The sequence below is a fragment of the uncultured Roseibium sp. genome (assembly GCF_947499295.1).
GTDB lineage: Bacteria > Pseudomonadota > Alphaproteobacteria > Rhizobiales > Stappiaceae > Roseibium.
In genome coordinates this window covers 76,138-99,386 of the sequence record NZ_CANMNP010000020.1, presented here as the reverse complement: position 1 = coordinate 99,386, position 23,249 = coordinate 76,138, and the positions used below count along the sequence as shown (strand labels likewise).

Sequence of the window (23,249 nt, the reverse complement as noted above, 5' to 3'; positions counted from 1 at the left end):
GGAAATGCCGAGTAATGCTGCTTGATAACATCGCCCTGTTCGTGAAAATCGTTGAGAATGGCAGCCTGGCTGCCGCGGCAAGGCAAACAGGCTTGTCGCCGACGACAGTATCGGAACGTCTTTCAGCGCTGGAAACGCACTATGGCGTCGCTCTGCTTAACAGGACAACCCGTTCTTTGAGCCTGACCGAAGAAGGCCGCACACTCATGCTTGGTGCGCGCCAGCTGCTGGACGAGGCAGCCGATCTTGATGGCCGTATTAGACTGGGAGCTCAAAACCTTTCCGGTCTTATCCGTCTAAGTGCGCCGCTCGACCTTGGCCGGACACTCGTTTCAGAAGCCATTGCGGCATTTCAGGCCGAACATCCCGGCATCTCCATCGATCTGCATCTTTCAGACGGATATGCCGATATTGTCGGTCTCGGCATTGATCTGGCTGTCCGGTTCGGCGAAATCGGGGACAGCACTTTGCGCGTCCGTGCACTTCCGGCAAGGCCGAGGCTGGTATGCGCGTCACCGTCCTATGTCGAAAGAAGAGGGGCGCCGTTAAAACCAAGCGATCTGCGACAGCACACATGCATCCTCATGCGTTTCGGTCAATCGATAGACAATGTCTGGAAATTCATCTCAGGGGATGAAAAGCAATCGGTGCGTGTTGACGGCTCGCTGACTGCCAATGATGGTGCCCTCGTGCGCCAATGGGGCCTGGAAGGCCGCGGCATTATGCTGAAGTCTGAATTTGACGTCACGAGTGACATCCGATCCGGCAGGCTTGTGAGGCTTTTGCAGGAACACGAAACACCAAAACAGCCGCTTCAGATGCTCTTTCCACCCGGGCGTTCGCAATCACACCGAGTGAAAGTCTTTGCCGAGTACCTTGCAACAAGTTTCAAGGCATTTGAATAGGACGAGGGTGACTTAGCAACTCGATCTTTTTCACTGAATTTCAAATTTCTGCTTGCGCTGAAAAGCAAACGGGCGCATACACGCCTCGCCCAAATTCGCACGTGCCCGAGGCCGTTCATGGGATGCTGAAACAGGACATCTCTTAAGGGGTCACTGCCAGGAAAACCGCCAAGGGGCGGGGCAGACAAGATCCGGACGGCTTAAAGCAACGACGTAAGAGGGCTTTTTTGGTCTCGGCCGGGGTTTCCAATCTCCGGTGTCACTGAAGAGGCACTTGTTACATCATTGCCCGACGTGCGGCTCGGTATTCCCGATCCAATCAACGGCATTCCCGACGCGGGAAAGCATTGCACTGTTTCCAGTTGCGCTGCCCAACCGTCGCTGCGTCCAACCCGGCCTCCGGTTCCATCCCGGAGGAGGCCCGGTGCGTCACGCAGCACCCTGCGACGTGAACCTGCGGAGCGCTGAAAGATCGCGCGTATCCGCAGCCTTGATTGAAAGGGGAGCCCCCCAAATGAGCGAGCGAATCCGCGAATTTCTGCGACGACGCGACCAAGACGGCCCTTGTGTGGTTGTTGACCTGGATGTTGTGCGCGAAAACTTCCAGGCCTTTGCCAAATCTTTGCCCGACACGTCCGTCTATTACGCGGTCAAGGCAAACCCTGCACCGGAAATCCTGTCATTGCTGGAAAGCCTCGGATCGTCCTTCGACTGTGCTTCGGTCGGCGAGATCGAAATGGTTCTGGCAACAGGTGCTGCATCCGAGCGTATTTCTTACGGCAACACCATCAAGAAGGAGAAGGACATTGCGCGCGCTTACCAACACGGTGTCCGGCTCTTCGCTGTCGACTGCGTCGAAGAAGTGGAAAAAATTGCCCGCGTTGCCCCAGGCTCCAAAGTTTTCTGCCGGGTCCTGTGCGACGGAGAGGGAGCCGAGTGGCCATTGTCCCGCAAGTTCGGTTGCGACCCGGAGATGGCGCCCGACGTGCTTGAACATGCACACAGGCGGGGTCTTCAGGCCCATGGTGTCTCCTTCCACGTCGGTTCCCAGCAAGCGAACCTCAACGCTTGGGATTTCGCTCTTGCCATGGCGGCGAAAGTCTTCCGGGAAATGGCGCATCGCGGTGTCGAGCTAAAGATGGTCAACATGGGTGGCGGATTTCCTACCCGTTACCTGAAGGATGTTCCCGGTGTCCCAAGCTATGGCGACGCCATTTTCCATGCGCTGACGAAGCACTTCGGCAACCGTCTGCCTTCGACAATCATAGAACCGGGCAGGGGCATGGTCGGCAATGCCGGCATGATCGAGGCTGAAGTCGTTCTGATTTCGCGTAAATCAGCACAAGATGAAACCCGCTGGGTTTATTTGGACATTGGCAAGTTCCACGGTCTGGCTGAGACTATGGACGAGGCCATCCGATATCCGATCCGGACACCGCATGACGGAGACCGGACCACGCCTTGCGTCCTTGCCGGTCCCACTTGCGACAGCGTTGATGTTCTCTATGAAAAAGATCCCTATGAGCTGCCGGTCAGCCTATGCATTGGCGACAAGGTTCTGATCGAAGCGTGCGGGGCCTATACCACGACGTACTCTTCGGTTGGTTTTAACGGTTTCGCGCCGCTTGCGTCCTTTGTTATCTGACTGACTGCGCTATCGTGTTTCTTCATCAGCACGGTCTGTTCTTCTAGTGCAAGAGCAGGCCGGGCTGGTTCCTTTCAAGTATGTGTTGCCCGTAATCTCGTGATCCAAGACGGCCGGCGCGAACTGTGTTTGCCTAATAATTGGCGTTTCAGACTTGAAATTTCAGGGAAAAACCGTCAAGTCCTGAGAAAAGTGCAATCAGTGCGCTTTCATGCCACGTTCTCGTCTGATGTTGCTGACACAACGCTGAGACGAAACGAAGAGATTTGGAGTTTTGAGAATGACCGATGATACCAAAGGCGGCGCCCCGAAGAGCCGGACGACAAAAGCTGCCGCCAAACCTGCTGCACGACGCACGACCGCAGCAAAAGCACGGTCAACCAAAACAGCTGTCGACAAGGCGGCAACAAATAAATCTCCTGCGCGCAAACCTGCTGCAGCCAAATCATCCAATACCAAGCAAACCGCGAAGCCTGCAGCAGCAAAGCAACCTGCCAAACAGGCTTCCCCAAAGCCAACTGCGGCCGCAAAGACGCCGTCTTCCAAAGCCGCCGGTGTGAAGACGGCGGCCGCGAAGCCAGCAGCAGCCAGGAAAGCCGCAGCAGCACCGAAACCGACGGCCGCCAAAGCCTCTGAAACAAAGGCAGCCGGTTCCAAAACCAACGCATCCAAAACTGGAGCCAGCCGAAAGCCGGCAGCACCAAAGGCAGCAGCGACCGAAGCTTCATCAAAACGGGCAAACGCCTCTGGGACGACTGCTGCACGGCAGCCTGCGCGGGCCAAAGCAGGTGCTGGAACGTCAGGTGTTCAGAAAAAGACTGCGGCGGCCAATACCGCGGCAACCAAGCGTGCGGCGGCCAAGCCAGCCGCGACAAAGGCTGCAACAGCAAACAGGGCCACAAAAGCGCGAGCCGGTTCGCCAAAGGTAACCAGTAGGTCAAAACCTGCAGCGACAAAGCAGAGCGTTGCAAAAGTGGCAGCTGCCGCAAAGCCTCAAACCGCTAGACCTGCAGCAACAAAGGCGGCAACTGCGATTTCAAAAACGGCCAAACCAGTCAGCGTAAAGCCAGCGGCGACCAAGCCGACGACAGCCAAGCCGACGACAGCCAAGCCGACGACAGCCAAGCCTTCCAGCTCCAGACCCGCTGCTGCAAAGCCGGCAAGCACCAAGCCAGCCTCGGCAAAACCGGTCACTGCAAAGAAGGCGAGCGCAAGCAAGTCGGCCGCCAAATCAGCCGCACCACGAAAGACTGTCGCCAAAAAAGTCGCCCCTCGGCCGGCTGCAACCGCCAAGAGCTGGCCGGTGCATGGAACTATTTCAGGTCCCGTGGTGATGATTGGGTTGGGATCGATCGGTAAGGGGACCCTGCCATTGATCGAGCGGCATTTCAATTTCGATAAGAACCGGTTCACTGTGATTGACCCGGTGGACACAGACGCCAAACTGGTGACAGATCGTGGCTACAAATTTCAGAAAACGGCTTTGACGCCAAAGAACTACAAAGACGTTCTCACACCGCTGCTGAGCGAAGGCGAGGGACAGGGCTTTGTAGTCAATCTGTCCGTTGATACGTCATCGCTCGACCTGATGAAGCTGTGCCGCAAGCTTGGAGTGCTCTATATCGATACAGTGGTCGAGCCGTGGCCCGGGTTTTACTTCGACGACACGGCAACGGCAGCCGATCGCACCAATTATGCCCTGCGCGAAACTGTGCGCCGGGAAAAGAAGAAGAAACCTGGTGGAACGACCGCCGTTTCCTGCTGTGGTGCAAACCCGGGGATGGTGTCCTGGTTCGTCAAAAAGGCTATTGTCGATGTAGCAACTGAAACCGGTGTCAAATTCAAGGAGCCCAAGTCAAAGAAAGACTGGGCGAAATTGATGAAAAAGACCGGGGTCAAAGGCATCCACATTGCTGAACGCGACACACAACGTGCCAAGGAACCGAAGCCTGCAAATACATTCTGGAACACCTGGTCTGTAGAGGGGTTTCTGTCAGAAGGGTTTCAACCGGCCGAACTCGGGTGGGGAACGCACGAGACCTGGAAGCCTAAAAACGCCAAAAGCCATAGGAAGGGCTGCAATGCAGCTATCTATCTGGAGCAGCCAGGTGCCAATACGAGGGTCAGAACCTGGTGTCCAACACCCGGAGCTCAGTTCGGCTATCTGGTAACCCACAACGAAGCCATTTCAATCGCCGACTATTTCACGCTGGAGAATGGCAAAAGGGTCAGCTACCGGCCGACCTGTCACTACGCTTACCACCCAGCAAATGACGCAGTGTTGTCGCTTCATGAGCTTTTTGGCGCCGCCGGCAAGATCCAGGACAAATTGCATGTCCTAGAGGAAAACGAACTTCAGGACGGGATCGATGAGCTTGGCGTTTTGCTCTATGGGCACAAGAAGAACGCTTATTGGTACGGTTCCCAGCTGTCGGTAGAGCAAACGCGCAATCTGGCACCTTATCAGAATGCCACTGGTTTGCAGGTGACGTCGGCCGTGATTGCCGGGATGGTCTGGGCTCTGGAAAATCCGCATGCTGGTATCGTTGAAACCGACGAGATGGACTACAAACGCTGCCTTGCGATCCAGCTTCCCTACCTTGGTCCGGTCAAGGGATACTACACCGACTGGACGCCGCTCGATAACAGGCCGGGTTTCTTTCCCGAAGATATCGACCCGAATGACCCCTGGCAGTTTCGCAACATTCTGGTTCGCTAGAAGTTCTCGGGCTGGACTACGGGGTTCCTGTCGAGCACAGGAGCCTCGTCCGCCTGTAGAGGCTGGGGGAAATTCAGATTTCTTTCGTAAATTTAATGATTTGCGGCAAACCAATTAACTCCTCCAAACCAGAAATCGCCACAATTGGTTCCCAACTGCCGCGCGGCGCAGATCGATCTTTTCTGATGCCATGCGATCTTTTCTGTCGGGATTTCCAACTCGAAGTATGCGGAAAGAACGGCACCAACAAAACATTGAAAGGTTGGGCCATGAGTATGTACGTCACCTTGGGGATTTTGTTGTTGACGACAGTCATCTTCTCAGCAGTCGTTCTTGGCTATTTCCTGGCGTCGAAGTCTTTTCAGTCGGAAAACCGTTCTGGAGACGGCGGTGTGCTTCTGATTGCAGGCGGTCTTTTCATTGCCTTCACGGCAAGCTTCATCGAGATATTCGACTTTGCTTTCCGATTGCCGTTTTCTGAATATGTTGACCTTGGAATTGGTCTGGCTTCAGTTGTTGCGGCTGTACTCGCAGCACAGGCAGTCTTTGCTGTTTTCAGTCGCAACGCTTCCGTGCCGGTACCAGCTTCGAAGGACTGGGGCCGCTAAGATCAGGCTTTTTGCGGAAGTGTCCCCTGTGAATAGGGAAGCACTTCCGCAGAGCGCCTTTAACCGCCAAGTTTCGCAACACCGAGCGGGACCTCGAATTTGCGACACCATACATAGACTTCGTTGTATTTCGAGACATCGATACCACCGCGCAAACGGTAGGACTGTTGGCCTTTTAACTTCTTCAAGGCTCCGAGATCCGTGTTTGGATCGTATCGCCCGTTCCGTCCAAGTCCTATGCGGGCGTCCGGGGCACCATCAAAGGTGAAATCTCTCTGCAAGACGACGCGGCTGCCGGACAGCTCCGCATGCCCCGTCGTCACATGACGGCTTTTTCCCTTGAAGCGCCCGGATCTGGCGCGATCCTGCGCAAGAGCGGGAAGAGACGCGGTGGCCGTGGCTACCGCCATCCCGGCAGACAGTGACAAGAAGTGCCGACGGTTCAACATGAGACGTGTTCCTTTTCATCAAGACGAGTTTTATCGGCGCAGATGAAGGTTCCCGCCGCTGCTTGATGAGGTGGCGCTTGAGGCATTTCGATTGAAGGCCCTGCGTGGTCAACCAACGTCACATCAGGGCGAGGATCAGGTGATATGGCTGAGAATGCAGACCTACCTGACGTTGCGTAATAGGTTGTATTTTGAAATTTTATTTATCAAAGGTTGCTGATTGTCTTTGAAGTGATCTAGTCTCTTCAAGTAGCTTATTTGTTTTTACACTACTTTAGGTGATCGGTAATGGCATCGGTCAAGCATTCATTTTCTGGAACACTTCGTGGCCTCGATGTAAGACCCGACCGGGTTGATTTCAGGGATCGTCCCTATCGCCCGCCTTTGACGTTCCTGCCGCCACAGTATCCGCCGGAAGAGCTGGCGGAGCAGTTTCTGCCGAGATTTCTCGAAGACGGATACATATTGAACCAGGGCTCAGAAGGGGCGTGCACAGGCTTTGGCCTGGCGGCTGTCATCAACTATGTCTTTTGGGAACGTTACTTAGAGGAAACCGAGCGCGGCAGAGCCGCTGAAAAGCCTCACCTTGTGAGCGAGCGCATGCTCTACAACAATGCCAAACTCTATGATGAGTGGGACGGCGAGGACTACAGCGGATCAAGTTGCCGGGGGGCCATGAAAGGCTGGCACAAACATGGTGTCTGCCGGAAAGACCTGTTTCCCTATGACGACAGCAAGTTTGTGCCGCCCAAGGCGGGCTGGGAAATTGACGCGATCGAACGCCCGCTGGGTGCCTATTACCGCGTGGATTCACGTTCTATAGCCGACATGCAGGCCGCGATCGTTGAAACGCATGCAATCTATGCTTCTGCCAAAGTACATGACGGCTGGAGCCTCAAGACGTGCGCGTCGCTGCAGAAGGCGGTCATTCAACGAACCAGTGACAAGACAACAGGGGGGCACGCCTTCGCACTGGTTGGCTATAACCGCTATGGCTTTATCGTGCAGAATTCCTGGGGACCGGACTGGGGTTACAAGGGTTTTGGACTGCTGCCTTACAAGGATTGGGTGGACAACGGCTTCGATGCCTGGGTCGCGGTCGTCGGCGCCCCTGTTGAGGTCGATCAGGTCGCCGTCGTCAAACCCAGTGCCCCACTTGCCAACCTCCCAGTGTCTGAGCAAGCAATCGGTACGTCAGCCGGGTCCGGCCTGGAGGCGGTCCAAAGATGGAGTGAGGCAAAGACCTATCGTCACTCGGTTGTGAGCGGCAATGACGGACGGCTGTTGCGCCGGTTACCGGAAGCAGCCGATGCACATGACGGACTTGCCGTCGTGTTTAAAAACGTTCGGCAGTTGCTAGAAGACAAGCAGGTACGCAAACTCGTCTTTTTTGCGCACGGCGGCCTGACCGGGGAAGACAGAGCGGTTAAGCACGCGCAAAAGCTTGGCCCCTGTTTTGAAGCCAACGGAATTGCACCTGTGTTCTTCGTCTGGAAAACGGGATTGGCGGAGAGCCTGAAATTTATCGGGGAAGATCATTTCAGGCGTTTTGCCACAGACCTGTCAGAGGGGCCGGGGCGTGCAGGGAGTGAGGGGCTGTTCGATGTCTTGAAGGAGAAGCGGGACAGGACATTCGAGCTCGCCGCCCGCCAATTGGTGGGCCGTGCGGTCTGGGGCCAGATGAAGCAGAATGCAGCTTCGGCTGCACTCGGCGAAGGCGCGATCCGCCAGGTCAGTAGACATGTGCGCACTCTTTTGAACGATTTTCCAGACCTTGAGATGCATATGGTCGGACACTCTGCCGGATCCATCTGGCTTGGACACTTCCTGGAAGACCTCAGGCAGCGAAAACTTGGTGACAAGAAAAAGCCGCCTGTGAAGACAGTGACGCTTTGGGCACCAGCATGCACCATTGCTTTTGCCGGTCGTTACTATGGGCACAACACCGAGAAACACGTCATTGCGGATGGTGGCCTCCATGTCGATCTCTTGAATGACGAGTTGGAGAGGGCTGATTTCGTCGGCAAGGAACAGCTTTACGGCAAATCTATTCTCTATCTGGTCAGCCGGGCGCTCGAGGATGACCACAAGACTCCGCTGCTGGGTCTGGAATGGGCCTTGAAGGACAAGTTCAAGGAAGCCTTCGAGAAGGACATTTTTGCAGGGGTTACCAGGAAGTCCGCTGAGGACTGGGTTGCGCAACTAAAGCGCATCAATGCCTCCTTCAGTGTTCTTGAGCACCGCGAAACCACGAACGGGCTCGCTGAAATCCCGGTGCGTCACGGATCATTCGACAACGACACAACAATAAACACAGAGATGCTGAGGCGCATTCTCGGCGCTGAGCCCAAAGTTATCATCAAAGATTTGGCCACCCATTCATTTTAGAGCAAAGGGAGAGCTCGACATGCCTGTTTCAAAGGAAAAGCCCGACCTAAAGAATTATCTCGAAACACTGCTTTCAAGCGGTGATCTTGCTGAATTGGCCGACCAGCCCGAAGAGACGCTGCGCATGGGCGGTGGCATGGACGAAGGCCCGGCCGGGGCCGATGACGAGCGGGCAAAAGCTCATGCGGCCGTTGAAAAACTGGCCCGCGGTCAAGACCTCGACCGAGAAGAAGCTTTCCTGATTGAAGCGATTATCGTACCCGACAAACGTCCGGCAATTGTTGTGACCAATGGGGCCTATAACGTCCAGCACAAGGACTGGCTGCATTTCAATACGAATGAGACCATCCGGCGAAATATTCTTAAGACCTTGCCGGCTGCTGGACGGATTGAACTCCCGGACCATCCCTATCTGCCGTATGGCGGCACAGGCTTTCTGGTCGCAGATGATCTGATCATGACCAACCGCCATGTAGCCGAGCTATTTGCAACGGGACTAGGTGAAAAAGGTTTGGCTTTCCGGCCAGGTCAGACTGCAGGGATCGATTACAAGCAGGAAGCGGGATCTGCTGAGAGTGCGTTTGCGAAAGTAATCGGTATACGAATGATCCACCCGCACTGGGATATGGCATTGTTGCAGCTGGAAGGGTCCCCGGAAGGTGTCGACCCATTGCTTTTGTCCATGCAGGAACCGGAGGACCTTGAAGGCCGAGAGATTTCTCTGGTCGGCTACCCGGCGTTTGATCCGCGCAACGATGCAGCGGTTCAGAACCGTGTCTTCAAGGGCATTTACGACGTCAAAAGACTGCTGCCCGGTTTTTTGAAAAGCCGCCGGGAAATCCTCAGTTACGGTGATCAGGTCAATAGCGTTACGCATGACGCAAGTTCGCTCGGTGGCGCATCTGGCAGTCTCGTCATGGATGTCATCACTGGCGACATTGTCGCGCTCCATTTTGCCGGACGATACAAGGACGCGAACTTTGCGGTTCCAACCTATGAACTGTCTCGTGATGACAAGGTTGTGGGTGCGGGTCTTGAATTTGGGGAAGATGCGCTCAGCAACATCGAAGACCCCAATCCGTGGTCGTCAGATTGGAGGCAGGCAGATGGGATTGCCGAAAGCGCTTCGGTAGCTCCGTCACTGGACAGTGGCGGTGGTACAATCCAGACACCCGTTCAGACCGCAGGGCCCGGCGGCTCGAGCCGTTGGACCATCCCGATCACGATAGACGTTCAGATAGGAGCTGCATCTTTGGTCGGCGCGCAAACTTCTGCTGCAATATCTGCCGGGCCGCCGCTGGTGGCTCCGGCCATCGAACGCATGGTCGAACCCAAGCATGATGACGACTATACCAACCGTCCAGGCTATGACCCGTCCTTCATCGGTCTTGATGTTCCCGTGCCAAAGGTGACCGATATGGACCGGGTTTCAAAACTTGACGATGGGTCTAACCTTCTGAAGTATTATCATTTTTCGATAATTATGGACAAACTTCGACGTATGCCACTTGTCACCGCGGCCAATGTCGACACGCGTAAATCCAGCCTGAAACCCGAACCTGGACGCAAATACAATCGGAAGGCCCTAAACGGCTTCACGTCCGACAATGATCGCGAGAAGTGGTTTGCCGACCCGAGGATACCCGGTGACCATCAACTGCCGGACAGGTTCTTTAACAAAGACCGGAAAGCGTTTGACAAAGGCCATGTGGTCCGGCGCAACGCGGTGGTGTGGGGACGGACATACGAGGAGGTTCAACTCGCAAACGGAGACACGTTCCACTCCACGAACTGCACGCCGCAGGTCAAGGGGTTCAACAGATCCCGGGAAGGTGGTGAATGGGGTCAACTTGAAAATCACATCTTCAAGCAGGCAAAGACCGAAAAGCTCTGTGTGTTGGCGGGGCCCGTTCTCAAGGCCGAAGACCCGATTTTCACCGGTGTAGATGATGATGGTGTCACGAAGGTCCGCATCCCGCAGTCCTACTGGAAGGTTGCGGTCGCCAATGCGGACGGAGAACTTCAGGCCTTTGCTTTTCAGCTTGAGCAGGACTTGAGTGATGTTGCGTTCGAATTCCAGCTTACCCAGAAATGGAAAGCCCGTCTGATTTCGTTGAAAGATCTGGAAAAGATCCTTGCCATCGTCAAGTTCGACAAGGTTCTTCACGCCGCCGATCAGGCTGGGACCGGGGCAGGTGAAGCGGTTTGCGCAGATGCCGGAATTGGCTGACCATGATCGCATCCAGACTTGATTTCGAGCCTCACGGGCGTTCAGTATCTTTAGAAAACGGGCACCCATCGACTTTTACACGGCAAGCTCAATTGAAACCGTGCCTGTGACTGGACGCGGGCATGGTTAGTGCCTAAGTCAGGTTTTCTTCGGCATTTTGACAGGCGATGTGCCGGCTGCGGTCGATAGGGGCGAAATTCAGATGAGTGGTGTGTCCGAAGCGCGTAAACAGCGTGCTCGAATGTTCATACTGGGGTATCCGTTCGCCCTCATATTTTTCGCATTCGTTCTGAACCTGTTTGCATTCGGTGTTCAGCCTGCTGAAATCGGGCTGCCGTCCGCCGGGGTGCTGACTGCGTTCATTGTGTGTGCAGCGCTACTCCTTGCCAATCATACTTGGTTGATGACAGCGACCGAGCTGACCAGAGTTCGATTTGGACTGCATGCAACGCCCGAAGAATGGGAGGCGAGCGCCAACGCGCCCGAACAGGTTCCGCAAATTGGTTGGCAGGAGCTCGAACGTCATCACAATGCGCATCGCAACGCTACGGAAAATTCGGTCTATTTTGTTCTTTTGGCAGCGATTTTCAGCCTGGTGTCACCGCCGCTTGCGGCCTGTTGGGTCTGGGTCGCTGGTTTTGCTGTGGGGCGCTGTGGCCACAGCTGGTGTTATCTGGCTGGTCGAGACGGTCTGAGGGGGCTCTTCATGAGTGTCAGTCTCTTGAGCCTCTACGGTCTGGCAACTTACCTGATGACCGCAATGATGATGACTTTCTGAACGCCATTCCGCCTGAAGTCGTGTTGGATGAGGGCAGGGCGCTGCTATGCCAGCAGGCGCACCACGACAAGGGGTTCCGATCTTCCCTTTATCTTGCGGGAGCCGATGGGCTCCAGAGCGACCTCATCACCAAGTCTTTTTGTGATTTCTTCAGAAGCAAGGATGATCACATCCGCCAAGGGATCGATTTCCTTGCCCAGGCTTTCCAATCGCGAGGCAGCGTTCACAGTGTCTCCAATAACCGTATAGTTGACGCGTTCGGATGCCCCGATATCGCCGACCACCAGCGGCCCGAGATGCAGACCAATACGTACACGAACCGGTTGTTCGCCCCGCATTGCACGGGCTTCATTGTCTTTGCGAATGGCGCCGACCATGCCGAGAGCCGCGCGTGCAGCCGGTTCGGCAGGATTATCCAACCGTTCCGGCGCTCCCCAGAACGCCATGACACTGTCGCCGATATACTTGTCGATCGTACCATCCTGCCGGGTGATTTCCTCGCCGAGAAGTGACAGGTGATGATTGACGAATTCTGCCGTTTCACTGGCTGACATGCCCTCTGAGGCAGACGTGAAACCCGCAATGTCAGTAAACAATACCGCAAGCTCACGTTCCTCCGGTGGCGCTTCCGCCCGGCCCTCGCTCAAGAGTTTGCGCACCAGCGTCTTGGGAACATAGCGATTGAAGGCCTTCAACCCACCGACCATTGCGTTGAAGCCTTTTGACAGGTCATCCAGTTCCTTGATGACACTGGCGGGCAATGGTTCAACCGCATTCAAGTCGAGATTGGCAACGTCCTTCGCTGCGCCGGATGCGCGCCGCATGGGAAGCGCGATGCGTTTGGCCAGCAGGACTGCACCCAGCAATGAAAGCATTAGCAGACCAGTGCCAACCGCGACGGCGGTTACCAGCTGGTGTAGCGGTTGATCGAGAAACTGGGCAGGGAAGTGCACGCCGATACGCACGGGAAGCCCTTGGAGATTGTCGTTCTTATTTTCGATGATGACGAAGCGTTTGATGCCTTCATCGTCGTAGCCAACATGAAGATCCAGGTCATCGGCGATATCGAACGAGGCGTTGTTCAGCTTCGGCATCTCCTCAAAGTGTTTCAGGAAATCATCCGGAACGTGTTTGACATGGAGGAGTGGCGTTCCTGCGCTGAGGTCATCAAATTTCTTGTGCAAGTCAGGATGCGCGATGACCTCGTGTGTGTTTTCTCTCAATAGGAAAACCGTGATGTCGTCGGTTGAAATATGCCAGGCAATCTCGGAAATTCTTTCCAGCGAAGTGCCAATGAGCATCGTGCCAATGTGGCGTCTTTCCTTGTAAAGCGGCTGGGTGAACACGAAATAGGTGTGCTCCCGGTTCGGCATGTAGACTGCTTCGCTCCAGAAAGCCTCCGTTTGCTTCGCCGCGCGCTCGATCATGGGCATGAGAATGGGGATCTCTGCAGCAAGATCGACTTCACCGCCTAGCAGCGTGCCGTCAGCATCGCCTCTGTCGACATCAACCCCTTTTCCCGTGGGATCGACCAGAACCATGAACGAGACCTGTTCCAGCGGCGCAAGCGCACCGTAGAGGTAGACGATCGGCAATTCGGGTTTGTCAAAGGAAAGTTCGTTTCGCTCTGCCGAGACCCTTGAATACTCGGCTGTCAAGGTCACGGCATAAAGCTGCTCGACAAAGGCGAGCTCGGCTGAATCCATGCCAATGTCGACAAGCTCACCACCAAGTTGTCGCACAACTTTCGAGGACGTTGTGGCCTGGATAATCAAGATGGCAGCCGCAGTCACCAGAACGAATGAGCCGATCACGGTCGCCAAAGTCGGTGTGATGAAAAGTTTTCTACGCTGCGACACTGTTTGCCCCGAATCCCTGCTTTCATTGTCTTTTCGCAGATTGACGACGACAAGTGAACGCGATCAGTCAGCCAATATCAAATGCGGCCCGGGTTGCGGTCTCAGGTGCGTGAAAACGGGATTGCAAAGAAAAGACCCGCGGAATGGTGCCGCGGGTCTGAAACTCAAGTCGATTGATGCATCAAAAGCATCAGGTTGTTTTGGCCGGCTCGGGTTCATCGAATGTGTGCCCGTAATCAACCGCAATCTCGTAATCGGGATCTTCCAAGACGGAGACTTCAACAAGGTTGCCCGCCTTGTCTAGCAGACGCTGGCAATCCGGAGACAGGTGCCTGAGATGGAGGCGCTTGCCGACAGCCTCATATTTCGATGCCAGCGCGTCGATTGCTTCCAGGCCGGAATGGTCAACCACACGGCTGTCGATAAAGTCGACAACCACATCGTCGGGATCGTTTTGCGGATTGAACAGGTCAACAAAACCGGTCGTGGAACCAAAGAAGAGGGGACCCGACAGGCGATAGACCTTCCATCCTTCCTTGCTCTTGCCGATGCGGGCACTGATGCGGCTTGCCGCGTTCCAGGCATAGGCGAGAGCTGAAATGATGACGCCAACGACAACGGCAACCGCAAGGTCGGCATAGACCGTTACGCCGGTCACGATGACCATCACCAGTGCGTCTGTCAGAGGAATCTTGTGAACGATCTTCAAGCTGGCCCAGGCAAATGTTCCGATTACGACCATGAACATTACGCCTACGAGGGCAGCGACAGGAATTTGCTCAATCAGCTGAGACGCGACAACGATGAATGACAGCAGGAAGAGGGCTGCTGCAATGCCCGAAATGCGGGTGCGCGCACCGGACTTCACGTTGATCATCGACTGGCCGATCATGGCACAACCGCCCATGCCGCCGAAGAAACCCGTGACGACATTCGCTGTACCCTGGGCAAGACATTCCTTGGAAGCGCCGCCTTTCGTGTTCGTCAAGTCAGCGACAAGGTTCAGTGTCAGCAACGATTCAATCAGGCCAATCGCCGCCAGAATAACGGCATAGGGCAGGATGATCTGCAGCGTTTCCAGCGTCAGCGGAACCATCGGAATGTGAAACGCGGGCAGGCCGCCTGAAATGGAGGCAAGGTCGCCAACAGAGCGGGTGTCCAGATTAAAGCCAAGCACCAGTGCCGAGACTACCAGAATGCCGGCAAGGGGGGCTGGAAACGCGGTTGTGACTTTCGGCAAGAGCCAGATCACGACCATGGTCAGCGCTATCAGTCCAAGCATGAGGTAGAGCTGTGAGCCGGTCATCCATGTCAGACCACCAGCGCCATCCGGAACCTTGAATTGCCCGAGCTGCGCCAGAAAAATCACGATTGCCAGTCCGTTGACAAATCCGAGCATCACCGGGTGCGGTACCATGCGGATGAATTTGCCCCATTTCAGCAGACCGACACCCAATTGGAGGATGCCCATCAGCACGACAGTGGCGAACAGGTATTCAACACCGTGCTGGGCGACCAAGGAGACCATGACGACGGCAAGCGCACCGGTTGCACCGGAGATCATGCCAGGACGACCGCCGAAGCAGGCCGTGATCAATCCGACGAAGAAAGCAGCGTAAAGACCGACGAGCGGATTGACGCCGGCAACGAAGGCAAATGCAACGGCTTCCGGAACCAGAGCCAGCGCGACGGTCAGGCCTGCTAGCAGTTCGGTCTTGATGCGCGAGGCATCAAGTTTTGTCGATTTCACAGGCGCAATGGCCTCGGCACGTGCGGACAAGACATGCTCCACTTTGTATTTGTTTGCTGGTGAAGGTCTGACTTGGCCGAGTACGGCAAGATTATTGACCTAAATCAATTTAGGGCGTTGTAGTCGATTTTCCGCAATGCAGCAAGGCTGTGTGGGGATAGCAGCCATGCAGTTATCCAGCCATGGAAAGGTCCGATCATAAGACTTCACGCTCTGTTGCCCCAATTGCCGGCCGACATTGCTGAGGTAAGTGCTTCCGTAGACCGACTAATTCTTGGTCATCACTAAACGGGAATGTCTTTGAAAGACTTTCGATTTCTGCCGGGCATGTCACACCTTTATGTGGGATTTCCGGTCTTCATGTCATCTAATGGATTTGTACCGGGGGTGTTCGCGGCGATGTAGACAATTCTTCAGGCGAGCAAAGGCACCCAGAACAGATCTGATTCTGAATTTTCGACGCTATTGAGCAAGAACGCAGACAACCGGAATGTTTGGCAACGTTCTGGGCGCATCCTTTTCTTCGAAGCTCTTTCGGATGACCTCGCGGCGCTTCAAAGAACGTGCGTCGTTGTCGGCAAGAAAGCAAAGATACATCGTGGCTCCCTTTTTCATGCCGAAGCTGGCAGATGCGGTACTGCTGACCGCGAAGGGTTCATATCCCGCAGTTGCCAGGTCGGACACATAGACGAAGTCGCTTTCGCCGGCCTCCTGGGAGGAGACGACCTGCGCAGAACCTAAGATCAGGATGATCGCCAGCAGTGTTTTCAAGGAATTCACTTTTTCTCCGAAAATCCTGAACCGGATCACATTTCCAATGAACCAGTTGCGATGCAATTTTCAAGGCGTATCCAAACCTTCTAACGATGGCCTGGCAGTATAACAGCCCCGACATCGGCCCATCTTAACGACGGGCTCTGGTCCTTGTTACTGCTGGGCCGCAGGACGGCCGGGATTTGAAGCCTGGCCCTGAGTCCCGCCCAAGCTGGCACCCAGTAGGGCAGCCGCACCGGCAAAGCCGCTGTCGCCGCCCACAACAGTGTTCGGGACCAGTTTGCCAACCAGCCCGACAAGTTCCGGTTTGCGTTCCAGAGACGTCAGCAGTTTTTCAAGAGCTTGCAGAAGCGCAACGCGGTCCTGGCCAAGCACATCCACCTGAGCCCGCTGCCCTCTGGCAAGTTCCTCCAGATATTGCCGTTCAGCCCGGCCAAGCGCTGCGCGTTCCTGTTCACGCTGGTTGGCAACCTGAACGGCAATTTGCGCTTCCACCAGTCTCGGCTGCTCATCCGCAGTAGATCGGGCCTGCTCGGTCTCGATGCGTTTTTGCTGGGCGTCGGTCTCACGCTCGTATGCGTTCGATAGCTGATCGGCGAGCTGAACGCGCAGGCGTGAAACCAGCAGTTCCGGCGGGATTGCAGGTTCTCCCAGACGGATCTCCCTGATGTCGACCCCGGCCTTGTTGCCTTCCACCTTGATCTGTTGCTCGATTGTCTGTTCGAGAGCGTCCCGGTTTTCGATCAGGTCCAGCACCCGGGTCGGCCGGAGGGTATAAGTTTGCGGATCCGTGGCCGTTCCGTCCGCATTTTTGTCGGGGACCCTGATGGAAGCACCGGCGACATTTCGCACAATTGAGCGGATGGCGGGTGTCAGGATCCGGTTTTCAATTTCTCCCAGACCACCGACTGACCCGACAACAACCGGAGCATTGGAAGGATCAACCTGCACCAAAGCCCTGAGTTCAAGCGGGATGTCCCATCCCTCCACCTTGACGAAGACAGCCCTGTCGGCGGCATCCTCAGGTATCCGTTCCTGAACGGAGCGTTCGTTTTGTTGAATATTGCCTTGCTGGTCGACGGATAGATCGATGATCCTTTTTGTGTATCCGCCCTTGTATTCCCAGGTCTGAACGCGTGTATCTACAAGAGTAACTTCATACGCCTGACGGTTGAGGTAGTAGGCACCGGGGAATAGCGGGTCTTTCCAGATACCAACACAGCCGCGTGGAACGAGGGGTACCGTCAGAGCTTCGCGCGACACGGCAGATGCAGAGACTTCCTCTTCGATGCAGTTGATGCCGGGTTGACTGACATTAGATTTTACGACGCCGACATGGCCCGCCGGGATAATGGTCGCGTCAGTGTTCTCATCCAGGCGAATGTCAAACAGGTAGCGATTGAGGCGGTATTGCCCAGGCTTCAGAACCGTTTCCTGTGGCCCGCGAATTCCCCCTTTTGTCAGGAAGCTTTCTGCCTTGAGCATATCCCCAACATCAGAATCGGGAATGGCAGGTGCCATAAACATGCCTGCCGGCATGGCACTGCCATCGAGCGCAGTAAGCTGTGCATAGAAACCCTCCGGAATGGTCACCACGTCCCATTCCTCAAAATCATACAAGACCCGGACCAGCGGGATGAAATGAAACCCGGGACCAAGGATCTGCGCCTGTGGGCCCTTTTCTCCATCAAGCGCGATGATGCGGCCTTCAGGCAGTTCCTTGAAGGCATAGATCCGTTTCAGGTGTCCGACACCATTTGCGTCGACGAGAATGAAAGATGTCGACAAAAGCATGAAGGCACCAATCAGTATCATGACGACACCTACGGCACGGCTGCTGACGACCCTCAAGAGGCGGTGGCTGCCAACAGGTGCACCGGTCCGGCGCATGAACGCGGCAGCTCCGATTACAATTGCCAGAATTCCGATGATCACGCTCAGCATCGACCGTCTCCCGCTGCGACTTCTTGGTGCCGCGTATCAGATGCCGTGGTCACGTCAGAGTCAAACCAAGCTTCCACAAATCCAATGCTCATTGCCGCAACGCGTGAAAACCCGTTGGACAAAAGGCTCGACGGCGAGACAGACGCGCAGTAGAAACGCCGGATCTGCGGGAGGAAACATGAAGCCCACCAATCCTGTCTTTACCGGTATCAATACAACCGTTTTCGAGACCATGTCGCGGCTTGCCATGACCCACAAGGCGGTGAATCTCGGTCAGGGGTTTCCTGATGTGGACGGGCCTGAAGACATCCGACAAAAGGCAGCTCAAGCGCTGATCGATGGTCCAAATCAGTATCCGCCGATGTTGGGCTTACCTGAGTTGCGTCACGCCGTGGCTGCGGCCAACAAGAGGTTCTATGGCCTAGATATCGACGCCGGCAGCGAAGTCATTGTGACTTCCGGTGCAACGGAAGCCCTGGCGGACTGCATCTTCGCGCTCATCTCGCCTGGCGATGAGGTTGTGCTGATCGAACCGCTTTACGATTGTTATCTGCCGCTGGTCAGGCAAGCGGGCGGGATACCCGTACGGGTGCGGGTGACCCCTCCGAACTGGGCGTTGAACGAGGCGGCGCTGCGCGAGGCTTTTTCCGAAAAGACAAAAGCCATCCTGATCAACAACCCGATGAACCCGACAGCGAAGGTTTTTTCCGACGCCGAACTTCAACTGGTGGCTGATCTTTGCAAAGAACATGATGCCTATGCCATTTGCGACGAAGTCTACGAACACCTCGTGTTTGATGGAGCGGTACACAGGCCATTGATGGCCTTTGACGGTATGCGCGAACGCACATTGCGTGTCGGTTCTGCAGGAAAGACCTTTTCTCTGACTGGCTGGAAGGTGGGGTATATCACGGGGCCAGCGCCGTTGATGGACCCGATTGCAAAGGCACATCAATGGGTGACGTTCACAACGCCGCCCCATCTGCAAAAGGCCGTTGCGTTTGGTCTTGGCAAAGATGACGCTTACTATGGAAGTCTGGTGCGAGACCTGGCCGCGAAACGAGATCGGATGGCCAAGGGCCTCAGTGACCTCGGTTTTTCGGTTCTACCGTGTGCTGCAACCTATTTCCTGACTTGTGACATCGGTAACCTGGGTCTTGGCGCGACAGACGTGGAGGCCTGTGAAACACTGGTCAAGCACGCAGGTGTTGCAGCTGTTCCCGTGTCTGCCTTTTATGGCGGAGAGGCTCCGACCGGCTTTATCCGGTTTTGTTTTTGCAAGCAGGATGCGGTGATCGACGAAGCGCTCATCCGGCTAAGGACCTTTTTGACTGCAGCACGAACCGAATCTGCCTAGCCTGAAAAGACATGTTTTCAAGATGAGAAACTTTATGGACAACCCGGTACTGGTCGATGTCACACGCGGCAATCTCACCGAGAGCCTGCATCGCGGTTGCGTCGCGATTTCAGATGCCTCGGGCAATATCGTGTGCAGCCTTGGAGATATCGATGCCAAGGTGTTTCCCAGGTCCGCGATCAAGGCTCTGCAGGCAATCCCGCTTGTTGAGTCTGGAGCAGCCGATGCGTTGGATCTGAACGACGCGGAGTTGGCACTTGCCTGTGCCTCTCACAGCGGAGAGGAAGTGCACGCCAACTCGGCCAAGGTCATGCTGATGAAGGCGGGCTTTACCGAAGATGATCTGGAATGCGGTCCGCAATGGCCACAGCGCATGGAAGATGCGGCAAAGCTGATCTTGACCGACGAGACGCCATCCGGACTGCACAACAACTGTTCAGGTAAACATGCTGGCTTTCTGGGGCTTGCAAAAGTCATGGGTGTCGAAACGCGTGGCTATGTCGAGCCTGGTCACCCTGTCCAGCGCGAGGTCCGCCTGGTGATGGAACAACTCACAGGCGATACTCTTTCAGAAGACGTTTGCGGCACAGACGGCTGTTCCATCCCGACCTATGCCTCGCCCTTGAGAGGTTTCGCACGGGCATTTGCATCCTTTGGCACAGGTGAAGGCCTTGAACCACTTCGAGCTGAGGCCGCCGAGCGAATCTACAACGCCTGCATCAATGAGCCTTACATGGTGGCCGGTGCCGACCGCTTCTGTACCAAGGTCATGGAAGGCTTTCGCGGACGCGTCCTGGTCAAAACCGGAGCTGAGGGAGTTTATTGCGGCTCAGTGCCTGAACTCGGCTTCGGAATTGCACTCAAATGCGACGACGGAGCTACACGGGCGGCTGAGGTCATCATGGCAACCATTCTGGAAGCCGTGCTTGAGCTCAACGAAGAAGAGGCCGCGCTTCTGGACAGTCTCGTCAATCCGTCCATCTTGACACGCAAAGGCGTTCAGGCGGGACATATGAAGCCGACTGATGAATTTTTGAGTGCCTTGAAAGCGGCGCTGCCTTAAAAGGGTTTCGATCTTTAAAGGCTCTTTTCCATCAGGACCTTGTTGCCGGTTCTTTGTGTCTCCAGCCAACCTAACCGGCTGTAGAGCGCGACATTCTCCGGCATCGAAACGTGGGTCGCAAGGTGGATTACGGGCACTTCTTTTGCTCTTGCAGCAGCTTCAACGGCGCCGATCAATGCCTTGCCGATGCCTTGTCCTTTGAAATCCGGGTCAACGGCAATGTTGCTCAAATGTGCCCTTGATCCGTCGAAAGACAGAATTGCACAGCCTGCCGTGCAGCCATCGGTTTCTGCAATGAACACCTCGTTGCCGGCGATGTCCTCCTCAATTCCGGCAGAAACATCCGGCAGATCGCTCAGCTTCAGTCTTACTGGTGCATAGGCCCTTTCAATGCACGTTTTCAAGGTGGCAGCATCTTGCATTTCTGCCTTTCGAATGGCTGTGTTGGCGGAAGTCTTGTTCATGGGAGTTCCGTTATGACGCATCGCGCCGGTCTGTCATTTCAGTTTACACATGCAATTGCCCGGACACCGGCCAATAGTGTTGCCAACGGTATCCGTGCGGTCGATAGCGGCGACCCGAGCGGTGATAAATTTCGCGAAGAACATGGGCTCTATATCAAGGCTCTGCAAGAGGCAGGGCTGAGTGTCGACGTTCTGCCTGCACTTGAAGCCTATCCGGACAGCTGCTTTGTCGAAGACCCGGCATTTTGTCTGCCGAATGCCGCCATCCAGTTGCGGCCCGGGACAGAAAGCCGGTTGGGTGAAGGCAAGGAGATCCGTGCCGCGCTGGAAGGTCATTTTGAAAAGGTGGAGGTGCTGCCCGGCAATGGCCATGTGGATGGTGGCGACGTTCTGATGCTTGACGACACTATCCTGATAGGTCTTTCAGCACGGACCGACAGGGATGGCGCTGACGCCTTTGCGAAATTGCTTGGTGATTGGGGGTATCAAGCGGAAGTCTGCGAAACACCCCGAGGGGTTCTTCACTTCAAGACGGCTTGTTCCACACTTGGCGATGGCGTCATTCTTGCCACTCGTGTCATGGCCGAGAGTGGGTTTTTCAATGGACGGCCCATCGTGGTTGTGGCGGAGGGAGAGGATTACGCTGCCAATGTCATTCGTGTGAATGATGTTGTCCTGGTGCCGGAGGGATACCCAAAAACACTGGCAGCTATTGAGAAAGCGGGCTTCAAGACCGTGGTCCTGCCAACCCATGAAGCGCGCAAAGTCGACGGTGGACTATCCTGTCTGTCCCTGCGATTTGCACTCGGCTAAACGTTTGCCTTTCAAGCGGCTACTTGGTTGCCGTTCACTGTCAGGTTTGAAAATTCGGAGTGGTTGTTCAATTCGCCTGTGGCGCGTTCCAGCCAGCGGAAGCCGTTAATGCCACCGTTTTTCGAGCCCTGGACAATGTTTCCGGTGATTACCGCAGGGCCTGCGCCATCAACGACTGTCACGGCAATGCCCGTGCCGCATTCTCTGAGGACGTTTTGAGAGGCGGTCACGTTGCGCATATAGGGGCCCCATCCGAGCATCATTCCGAACTTGGGAGCGCCTTCAATGATGTTTCCGGTCAACGCCGTGTCCGCTTCTGCGGCAATACCGATGCCAAAGCCTGCAACTTCCGGCGGATAGGGGCCAGTTTCGGAAATATTGCGAATAAGATTGCCGGAACAAACTGCCATACGCCCGCCATCCATGAAGTTGGCAATGGAGATGCCTGTCGTGCCACCGTCCACGATATTGTTGGAAATCACGGCACCCTGAAAACCGAATTCCGAATAAATTGCCGTCTCGCCGGAGCGCAGGCATGAATTGCCGATAATCTGGACATTCGAGCCGGTGTTCGACCGGATTGCAGAGAATGCGCAATCAGCGACACGGTTGTTGGCGATCATAACACCATGGGCGCGAAATACGTTGATACCGTTGCCGAATTGGCCGGTGCCGCCATATCGGGCGCCGATGCGTTCTACCCGATTTCCGGAGACAATGGTTCCGTCTTCGCCTTCACGCCAGCGATGAATCCAGATACCGCCATTGGCACAATCAGTAACAGTGTTTCCTGTAATGGCGAGGCCAGCAGCTTCGTTGGAACGCAACCCGGCTTCCGCTGCACCCGAAATCCGGCAGTTTTCGACCCGCCCGGAACACCGGTCCAGGACAGCGCCCATCTTGGCGGAACCTGCGATTTCGCAGTTGTCGATCACCAGATTGCGCACGCCGATGAAATGCAACAAGCCTTCTGTGAAATCGCCGATCGAGCGGTTAGCACCGTCGAAAGTTATGCCGGTGAGACCGATATTTGTAACGCCTTCAGCGCGCACCAGTTGGCCCCCGCCACCTTGATAGACAAGACGGGTTCGGCCCGGGACACCGACAATCAATGTGCCTGAAGGAAGGCGAAGATTGGCAACCGGATAAGTTCCTGCCGGTAGAAAAAGCGCCCGTCCGCGTTCCACCGCCCTGTTAACAGCATTTTGAAACTGAGCAGTCTGATCATCGGCAGCATTTGGAAGCAGCCCAAGATCTGCGGAATCGATGGATCCCCTGAGATCGGCGACTTTCATTTGCGCAGCGGCAGCTGTCCCAGAAAGGCACAGTGCTGTCCCGGCAAGAAACGTGCGGCGGCTCAGTTTTGCTAAGTCTCGTGTCATCTAACGGGCCAATTGCTTTCGAGCGTCCCACAATGGGAGGCAAAGTCAGGGTTTGACCTGAACTCAGCAAAGGGCGTGCCGGAACGGGCTTTTGTGATGACGTTGAATAAGAAAAACCGGC

General features: G+C 55.4%; 19 protein-coding genes. 10 read left to right on the top strand and 9 right to left on the bottom strand.

What is annotated here, in order from left to right; genetic code table 11:
• Nucleotides 1-14: 14 nt before the first annotated feature.
• Together Q0835_RS25260 and Q0835_RS25255 are read left to right on the top strand one after the other, a co-directional pair.
• The gene (locus Q0835_RS25260) at nt 15-905 is read left to right on the top strand and encodes a LysR family transcriptional regulator (RefSeq protein ID WP_298965446.1); all 891 of its coding nucleotides are present in this window, start codon (nt 15-17) and stop codon (nt 903-905) included.
• A 514-nt stretch (nt 906-1,419) separates the two neighbouring features.
• A complete protein-coding gene (locus Q0835_RS25255; protein ID WP_298965444.1) occupies nt 1,420-2,550 on the top strand; it encodes a type III PLP-dependent enzyme in 1,131 nt (376 codons plus the stop codon).
• Nucleotides 2,551-2,748: 198 nt separating this feature from the next.
• Here the strand turns inward: Q0835_RS25255 and Q0835_RS25250 are convergent, their stop codons facing one another.
• Together Q0835_RS25250 and Q0835_RS25245 are read right to left on the bottom strand one after the other, a co-directional pair.
• Nucleotides 2,749-3,333, bottom strand: coding sequence for a hypothetical protein (locus Q0835_RS25250; protein ID WP_298965441.1), 585 nt, complete (start codon nt 3,331-3,333; stop codon nt 2,749-2,751).
• Between the two features lie 210 nt (nt 3,334-3,543).
• Nucleotides 3,544-3,810 carry a hypothetical protein gene (locus tag Q0835_RS25245; RefSeq protein WP_298965438.1) on the bottom strand — a complete coding sequence of 89 codons (267 nt, stop codon included), beginning with the start codon at nt 3,808-3,810 and terminating at the stop codon, nt 3,544-3,546.
• A gap of 73 nt (nt 3,811-3,883) precedes the next feature.
• Between Q0835_RS25245 and Q0835_RS25240 the strand changes: the two genes are divergently transcribed.
• Nucleotides 3,884-5,269 carry a homospermidine synthase gene (locus Q0835_RS25240; RefSeq protein WP_298965526.1) on the top strand — a complete coding sequence of 462 codons (1,386 nt, stop codon included), beginning with the start codon at nt 3,884-3,886 and terminating at the stop codon, nt 5,267-5,269.
• A gap of 269 nt (nt 5,270-5,538) precedes the next feature.
• Nucleotides 5,539-5,877, top strand: coding sequence for a hypothetical protein (locus Q0835_RS25235; protein WP_298965434.1), 339 nt, complete (start codon nt 5,539-5,541; stop codon nt 5,875-5,877).
• A gap of 59 nt (nt 5,878-5,936) precedes the next feature.
• On the opposite strand, the gene Q0835_RS25230 is transcribed toward Q0835_RS25235, so the two are convergent.
• On the bottom strand, nt 5,937-6,326 hold the full coding sequence (locus tag Q0835_RS25230) for a DM13 domain-containing protein (RefSeq protein ID WP_298965431.1): 390 nt from the start codon (nt 6,324-6,326) through the stop codon (nt 5,937-5,939).
• Between the two features lie 288 nt (nt 6,327-6,614).
• Between Q0835_RS25230 and Q0835_RS25225 the strand changes: the two genes are divergently transcribed.
• The 3 genes from Q0835_RS25225 (at nt 6,615) to Q0835_RS25215 (ending at nt 11,722) form a co-directional block, all read left to right on the top strand.
• On the top strand, nt 6,615-8,714 hold the full coding sequence (locus Q0835_RS25225; protein ID WP_298965428.1) for a C1 family peptidase: 2,100 nt from the start codon (nt 6,615-6,617) through the stop codon (nt 8,712-8,714).
• A 19-nt stretch (nt 8,715-8,733) separates the two neighbouring features.
• A complete protein-coding gene (locus Q0835_RS25220; protein WP_298965426.1) occupies nt 8,734-10,944 on the top strand; it encodes a DNA/RNA non-specific endonuclease in 2,211 nt (736 codons plus the stop codon).
• Nucleotides 10,945-11,146: 202 nt separating this feature from the next.
• Nucleotides 11,147-11,722: an MAPEG family protein gene (locus Q0835_RS25215; protein WP_298965423.1), complete on the top strand. Its 576-nt coding sequence runs from the start codon at nt 11,147-11,149 to the stop codon at nt 11,720-11,722.
• A gap of 44 nt (nt 11,723-11,766) precedes the next feature.
• Here the strand turns inward: Q0835_RS25215 and Q0835_RS25210 are convergent, their stop codons facing one another.
• From Q0835_RS25210 to Q0835_RS25195, 4 genes are all read right to left on the bottom strand, one after another.
• Nucleotides 11,767-13,581, bottom strand: coding sequence for an adenylate/guanylate cyclase domain-containing protein (locus Q0835_RS25210; RefSeq protein ID WP_298965420.1), 1,815 nt, complete (start codon nt 13,579-13,581; stop codon nt 11,767-11,769).
• Nucleotides 13,582-13,771: 190 nt separating this feature from the next.
• Entirely contained in the window at nt 13,772-15,361 is a 1,590-nt protein-coding gene (locus tag Q0835_RS25205; protein WP_298818414.1) for a SulP family inorganic anion transporter, read from the bottom strand.
• Between the two features lie 432 nt (nt 15,362-15,793).
• Nucleotides 15,794-16,111, bottom strand: a complete 318-nt coding sequence (locus Q0835_RS25200) for a hypothetical protein (protein WP_298965418.1) — start codon at nt 16,109-16,111, stop codon at nt 15,794-15,796.
• Nucleotides 16,112-16,258: 147 nt separating this feature from the next.
• The gene (locus Q0835_RS25195; protein ID WP_298965416.1) at nt 16,259-18,049 is read right to left on the bottom strand and encodes an SPFH domain-containing protein; all 1,791 of its coding nucleotides are present in this window, start codon (nt 18,047-18,049) and stop codon (nt 16,259-16,261) included.
• A gap of 178 nt (nt 18,050-18,227) precedes the next feature.
• Here Q0835_RS25195 and Q0835_RS25190 point away from each other — a divergent pair, with 178 nt between their 5' ends.
• Entirely contained in the window at nt 18,228-19,406 is a 1,179-nt protein-coding gene (locus tag Q0835_RS25190) for an aminotransferase (protein WP_298965414.1), read from the top strand.
• A 34-nt stretch (nt 19,407-19,440) separates the two neighbouring features.
• A complete protein-coding gene (locus tag Q0835_RS25185; RefSeq protein ID WP_298965412.1) occupies nt 19,441-20,469 on the top strand; it encodes an asparaginase in 1,029 nt (342 codons plus the stop codon).
• Nucleotides 20,470-20,483: 14 nt separating this feature from the next.
• On the opposite strand, the gene Q0835_RS25180 is transcribed toward Q0835_RS25185, so the two are convergent.
• Nucleotides 20,484-20,933 carry a GNAT family N-acetyltransferase gene (locus Q0835_RS25180; RefSeq protein ID WP_298965410.1) on the bottom strand — a complete coding sequence of 150 codons (450 nt, stop codon included), beginning with the start codon at nt 20,931-20,933 and terminating at the stop codon, nt 20,484-20,486.
• Nucleotides 20,934-20,945: 12 nt separating this feature from the next.
• Here Q0835_RS25180 and Q0835_RS25175 point away from each other — a divergent pair, with 12 nt between their 5' ends.
• Complete coding sequence (locus Q0835_RS25175) at nt 20,946-21,746, top strand: dimethylarginine dimethylaminohydrolase (RefSeq protein WP_298965408.1); 801 nt, start codon at nt 20,946-20,948, stop codon at nt 21,744-21,746.
• Nucleotides 21,747-21,757: 11 nt separating this feature from the next.
• Here Q0835_RS25175 and Q0835_RS25170 read toward each other — a convergent pair whose 3' ends face one another.
• Complete coding sequence (locus tag Q0835_RS25170) at nt 21,758-23,128, bottom strand: TIGR03808 family TAT-translocated repetitive protein (RefSeq protein ID WP_298965406.1); 1,371 nt, start codon at nt 23,126-23,128, stop codon at nt 21,758-21,760.
• Nucleotides 23,129-23,249 lie beyond the last annotated feature (121 nt).